Raw genomic sequence first — 7009 nt, forward strand, 5'->3', positions numbered from 1 at the left:
TTTTGGTTGCTGGATTATAAGTTGTTGAACCTGCAAATTTAATTGACATTTTATATTTGCCTGCAGGATTGTTGATCTTTAAGGTAAATTTACCTTTGCTGTCAGTAGTTTTGTAATATTTTTTACCTTTAAAGGTAATTATTATCTTTTTACCGGCAAACGCATTACCATTGCTCTTTTTTAAGTATCCTACAAATTTCTTTGATCTAGCAACAGATGAGCTTGAAACAACAATTTTTGGATCAAGTCTGTAAATATTTACAGTAAATGTTCCTGTGCTAGATAGATAATCAGCATCCCCATTAAAATTAACCTTTAATGAGTATTTGCCTAATAATGAACTAAAGTTAAAAACGACTGCTCCGTTTTTATCTGTAGTTTTTGTATAAGTTTTTCCATTTATCTTTACAGTAATGCTTTTGCCAGAAATGCCTTTTCCATTACTGTCCTTTAGATAAATATGTAAATTACTACCTCTAACAACAGATTTCTTAGAGATAGAAATGCTTGATTTATCTTTTGAAGGTTGTGTTGAATTGTTTGTATTATTAGCGGCAACACTTGAACTTTTGCTTGTGTCGCTTTTTGTATTGTTATCAACTACTGGAGGATTGACTGTTGAATCTTTATTATCTGTATCCTCTGTAGGTGTGACACTACCTTCTTTGGATATGTCATTTGAATTTCCTTCATTGACTGCATTATCAGTCAAATCAGAATTTATATTAGTTGTACCATCATCTGAATCCAAATCAATTCCATCAGATGTGACGATACCATTTGAATTGTCATTTATTTCATTAGCTGAAATTGCACCAATACTTATGAATAATATTAATGCTAAAATCAGGGTAAAATGTATCTTTTTCGATATATTTACACCTCCTTTTTGAAATAAACTGTTCGTATAAAACTGAATTTATTTTCAAAATTCTTGTAATGACATTTTTATTTTTTATAATATATAAACTTTTAGTAAAATTTGGCCTTTTTTTCGAAAAATAAGCATAATTTATGTGTATTTTCCTTAATTGACAACAATAAATTATTTTCGAAAAATTGATTAATTTTCGTTAAAAATATTTGTTTTTTCTACCCTAAAATTGAACTTAATGATATTAAAATAATAACTCCATTTGTATATAAATTCAATAATTAGTTAGTTATTTATTATAAAATAATTAAATATAATATTAATTTAAAAAGATTTATTAGATAAATTTAGAGGAATTTTATGAGCTTCGATTTAAGAGAAATGATTTTTATTTTCCTAAGAGGATTATTCATGGGATCTGCAGATATTGTTCCAGGAGTTTCCGGAGGAACAATCGCTTTGATTACAGGAATATACGAACGTTTGATATATGCTATAAGCAAGATAAAATTTGGATTTTTAAAGCCATTATTTAAAGCTAATTTTGCTGAGTTTAAGGAAAAATTATTAGATGAGATTGATTTTGAGTTGTTTATTCCATTAGGATTAGGTATTGGAATCGCATTTATTACATTAGCAAAAGTGATAAGCTATCTACTTGATACACATACTGCATATACATTTTCATTCTTTTTAGGACTAATATTGGCTTCCGCTTACATACTATACACCAAATTGGAAGAATTCAATATTAAATTGGTCATTATAACAGTTATTGGAATCATTCTTTCATACATATTCGTCGGTTTGAATCCTATAGCAGCTAATCATAGCTTAATTGTAATATTCATATCTGGTCTTATAGCGATTTGTGCTATGATCTTACCTGGAATATCTGGTTCATTCCTGCTCTTGCTCCTTGGCCAATACCAATATATGCTGAATGCATTGAATTCAAGAAACATTTTAGAGATTCTTGTTTTCTGTATTGGAGCATTGATAGGAATTTTAGGATTTTCAAAAATATTGAATTACTTGCTTGAAAAGTATGAATCCGCCACTATGGCATTTTTAATTGGTATAATGGTAGGTACATTAAGATTACCTATAATGAAAATCACTACAACTGTCCAAGGATCATGGATTCCTTGCATAATACTTGCTGTAATTGCGTTTTCATTAATAATTGTTTTAGAGAAAAAATTCAAAAAAGAATAAAAAATATTAAATTATAGTAATTAAGTTAAAAATAATTAAATTAAATATAATATTTCCATATTAATAGATGTTAATTTTTAGGTGAAACAATGGGCTTCTTAGATTTTTTAAAGAAAGATAAAAAGGACAAAGACAAAATTGATTTTGATTCAATAAAGGAAATTGGTCCAGAAGACATTAAATTAGCTAAAGAAAAACGTCTTAAAAATGATAAAAGGAAAAAGGATGAAATATTAAAGGACAATACCTTTGGTGAGATTGCAAAAAAACACAGCAATAGAAACAATAGAATTGCAGCAGTAATGGAAATCAAGTCACAGGACCTCTTGGAAGATTTGGCTATGGACAATAAGGACAGGTATGTAAGAACCATAGCAACATCAAGGATTACAGATCCAAATATATTGGAAGAATTGGCATATAATGCAAAATACACTGATGTTAGGCAAATAGCCTTTGATAAAATGGGAAAGGTAGATAATGTTCTAGCAGAAATAGCCAAATATGATAAAAAAGGTAAAAACAGACTATCTGCAGTTCGTGAAATAAAAGATGAACTAGTTTTAATGGATATTTGTATAAATGCTGAAGATCAAAAGGTAAGGCTTAATGCAATTGAAAAAATAGAAAACAATCAGATATTGGCTGAAATACTAAAAAATTCATCTGATAAAAAGATAATAAACATCATAATCAATAAGGAAAATTTCCAAAATCAGGAAATCCTATCAAAGATTGCATTAAATAACGAATATGATAAGTTCATCAGAGTCGAAGCATTGAATAAATTGGATATTGACGATGAAAGCAATAAAGAGAAAATTAAGGAAATTGCATTTAACGAAGAAAATGAGCATGTTCGTTCAGCTGCTATAGAAAAATTAGAAAACAAAGAAGATCTAATTGATATAGCATTAAATTCTAATGATTCATCTTCAAGAATCAAGGCAACAGAACAAATCGAAGATGAAGAGACCTTAAAGGAAATTGCATTGAATGACAGTGACAAGTTTGTTAGGATTGAAGCATTAAAATCAATCAAAAATCAAAATATTCTTAAAGAAATATACCTCCATGAAGATGATAGTTTCGTTAGAAGTGAAGCAATTAAGAATATTGATTTAATGAGTGATTTAATTGAAATTAGTATAGAAGATGATGATTTAATTGTAGCTAAAAATGCTTTAAATAAGGTAATTGGAGATAAGCAAAATTACATTGATGAACTTGGTTTGGAAGAATTTGAAGATAATCTGAAAAATGTAGCAAATAGATCAAAACATGAGGAAATCTCCAGATTAGCAATTAAAAATATAGAAAGTGAAGAGATTTTAGTTAAAGTCAGCAATGAATCCAATTACTTAAGTACTCAATTGGATGCCATATCTAAGATTAAATCAGTAAATGTCCTATCAGAGATTGCTAAAACAAACAGTAATTCAAACATCAGATTAAATACAATCAAAAAGATTAAGGATAAAAAGATTTTAGAGGATATTTCTCTTAATGGCCAATTCAATGATGTGCGTATTGAAGCCATTGCAAAGATAAAAAATCAGGAAATTCTTGTTGATTTGGCTCAAAATGATGATGATGCTAAAATACGTGAAGCTGCTTGTAAAAAAATAGTCAATTCCAGTGTTTTAGAAAGCATTTCAAATAATGATTCGGATAAATATGTTAGAGAAATTGCTAAAAGAAGGTTAGAATTGCTTAAAAAATAAAATTAATTCTTTTTTGACAAATAATGAATTTTTTAAAAAATAGATATAATAGAAAAAAATAGATTAGAATAGATAAAAAAAAGTAAATAATGAAAATCATTATTTACTTGCATTTTCTTCAACTAACTCTTTTGCATGAGCAGTCATATTTTCACTTAAGACTTCTTTTAAGAAATCACCGGTATAAGTTCCTGATTCAGCAACTTCTTCAGGTGTTCCGGTAGCGATTACTTCTCCACCGCCATCTCCACCTTCAGGTCCTAAATCTATAATGTAATCTGCAGTTTTGATAACATCCAAGTTATGTTCAATAACAACTACAGAGTTACCTGCTTCAGTCAATCTGTCTAAAACATTTAATAATTTCTTAATATCATCAAAATGAAGACCTGTAGTAGGTTCATCCAATATATACAATGTTTGTCCAGTGCTTGATTTAGAAAGCTCTTTTGCAAGCTTTACCCTTTGGGCTTCACCACCTGAGAGGGTTGTAGCAGGCTGTCCAAGCTTTATGTAACCTAAACCGACATCATATAATGTCTGTAGTTTTTTAGCTATTCTTGGAACATTTTCAAAGAATTCCAAAGCTTCCTCTACAGTCATTTCCAATACTTCATAGATGTTTTTGCCCTTATAACGGATATCCAATGTCTCATCATTATATCTTTTACCCTTACATACTTCACAAGGGACATAAACATCAGATAGGAAGTGCATTTCTATTTGAATGATTCCATCACCATAGCAGGACTCACATCTTCCTCCTTTTACATTGAAACTGAATCTGCCCGGTTTGTAGCCTCTTGCCTTAGATTCAGGAGTGTCTGCGAAAAGCTCTCTGATTGGAGTGAATACTCCAACATATGTAGCAGGGTTTGAACGTGGGGTTCTTCCGATAGGAGTCTGATCTATTCTGATGATTTTGTCAATATTCTCGATTCCTTCAATATAATCATGCTTTCCAGGATGCATGTATTTCTTATTGATGATTGTGGATAATCCTTTATATAATACTTGATTGATTAGGCTGCTTTTTCCAGAACCGCTCACTCCAGTGACACAAGTGAATACACCAAGAGGTATTTGAACATCAATGCCTTTAAGGTTATTCTCTCTAGCACCTTTAACTGTTAAGAATTTACCGTTTCCTTCTCTTCTGTTTGGATTGATAGGAATGGTTTCTCTTCTAGAGAGATATTTTCCTGTAATGGAGTCTGGAGACTGCATAATCTCTTCAGGGCTCCCTTCAGCTATTATTTTTCCACCATGCTCACCAGCTCCAGGACCTATATCCACCACATAATCAGCAGATAATATTGTCTCTTCATCATGCTCTACAACGATTAAGGTGTTTCCGATATCCCTTAGATGCTTCAATGTGCCAATAAGCTTCTTATTGTCCCTTTGGTGAAGACCGATACTTGGTTCATCCAATATGTATAATACCCCAACAAGACCGGAACCTATTTGGGTAGCAAGCCTGATTCTCTGTGCTTCTCCTCCTGATAATGTACCTGAAGACCTGGACATTGTAATGTAATCCAATCCTACATCAACGAGGAATTTCAATCTTGCCTTTATCTCCTTTAGGATTTCCTTACCAATGAACAACTGCCTTTCTGTAAGTTCCAAATCTTGGAAAAATTGATAGCTTTCCTTGATTGACAAATCACAGACATCCATGATGTTCTTATCACCAACAGTAACCGCCAATACTTCAGGACGAAGTCTTTTTCCGCCACAGACTGGACATTTGCGGTCACTCATGAATTTTGAGATATAACTGCGATTATAATTTGATTTGGTTTCAATATACAATCTTTCCATTCTTGTGATAACACCTTCAAATTTACGGTTTACTCTATATGATCTGTTTCTTCTTTTAAAGGCAAAAGCAACCTTCTCGTTTGAACCATAGAGAATGATGTGTTGCTGCTCTTCAGTCAAATCCTTAAATGGGGTGTCCATACTGAATCCAAAGTGGTCTGCAACTGCCTTAAGCATTTGGTAATAATAATTTTCCTTTTTAGTTGATTTAGACCATGGAACAACTGCTCCATCATTAAGTGATAAGCTTTTATTTGGGACAATCAAATCAGGATCCATTTCCATCTTTGTTCCTATACCGTTACATTCAGGACATGCTCCTTGTGGTGCATTGAATGAAAACATACGAGGAGTCAATTCCTGGAAACTTATGCCGCAACTGGTGCATGCAAAGTCTTCAGAATATGTTTTTTCATAAGTTGACTCATTTCCTTCATCATCCCTTTTATTAAACATGACAGTTACTAATCCATCTGCAAAATTACAAGCTGTCTCTACAGAATCTGATAGTCTTCTTTGGAAGTCAATTCCTTCTCTGATAACAAGTCTGTCTACAACAAGTTCTATATTGTGTCTGAAGTTCTTTCCAAGTTCAATATCCTCATCAAGACCTCTTATTTCACCATCTACACGTACTCTGACAAAACCTTTCTTTCTAAAGTCTTCTAGGATGTCTTTATGTTCTCCTTTACGGTCTTTTACAACAGGAGCAAGTACATGTATTTTAGTTCCTTCTCCCTCTTCGATGATTGATTCTGTAATTTGGCCTATGGTTTGATGGGATATTTCCTTTCCACAATTAGGACAATGTGGTATTCCTATTCTTGCAAACAATAAACGTAAATAATCATAAATTTCAGTTATTGTACCTACTGTTGATCTTGGATTTACCTTTGTGGTCTTCTGGTCAATTGAGATTGCAGGTGATAGTCCTTCTATATAATCCACTTCAGGTTTCTTCATTTGACCTAAAAATTGCCTTGCATAAGCAGATAATGATTCAACGTATCTACGCTGTCCTTCAGCATAGATAGTATCAAAAGCAAGTGTTGATTTACCGGAACCACTTAATCCTGTAACCACTACAAATTGGTCACGGGGAATGGATAAATCAATATTCTGAAGGTTGTGTTCCCTTCCTCCTTTTAATATAATGTTTTTTCTTTCTGTACTCATTATTTCACCATAATTGTCATCAAATTGTCATCATAATTAATTATTTTATATTTAGTCTAATTTTAATGCTTGAATTTTAGTTATTTATTGTAAATTTTATATAAAAATATGTATTTTCATATATAAACCTTAGCAGTAAGAGCTTTTGAAAACTAATACATTTTGTTTTTAATATTACAAACTAATATTA

General features: G+C 31.3%; 4 protein-coding genes. 2 read left to right on the forward strand and 2 right to left on the reverse strand.

The window, feature by feature from the left end; genetic code table 11:
- On the reverse strand, nucleotides 1-751 hold a 751-nt coding region (locus tag ACKI67_RS00860), incomplete at its 3' end, for an Ig-like domain-containing protein (protein ID WP_407461496.1).
- A 534-nt stretch (nucleotides 752-1285) separates the two neighbouring features.
- Here ACKI67_RS00860 and ACKI67_RS00865 point away from each other — a divergent pair.
- Nucleotides 1286-2092: a DUF368 domain-containing protein gene (locus ACKI67_RS00865; RefSeq protein WP_407461499.1), complete on the forward strand. Its 807-nt coding sequence runs from the start codon at nucleotides 1286-1288 to the stop codon at nucleotides 2090-2092.
- Nucleotides 2093-2181: 89 nt separating this feature from the next.
- The gene (locus ACKI67_RS00870) at nucleotides 2182-3816 is read left to right on the forward strand and encodes a HEAT repeat domain-containing protein (RefSeq protein WP_407461497.1); all 1635 of its coding nucleotides are present in this window, start codon (nucleotides 2182-2184) and stop codon (nucleotides 3814-3816) included.
- A 99-nt stretch (nucleotides 3817-3915) separates the two neighbouring features.
- Here the strand turns inward: ACKI67_RS00870 and uvrA are convergent, their stop codons facing one another.
- The gene (uvrA, locus tag ACKI67_RS00875; RefSeq protein ID WP_407461498.1) at nucleotides 3916-6819 is read right to left on the reverse strand and encodes an excinuclease ABC subunit UvrA; all 2904 of its coding nucleotides are present in this window, start codon (nucleotides 6817-6819) and stop codon (nucleotides 3916-3918) included.
- Between the last annotated feature and the right edge of the window lie 190 nt (nucleotides 6820-7009).

The organism is Methanobrevibacter sp., from assembly GCF_045577275.1.
Classification (GTDB): Archaea; Methanobacteriota; Methanobacteria; order Methanobacteriales; family Methanobacteriaceae; genus Methanobrevibacter.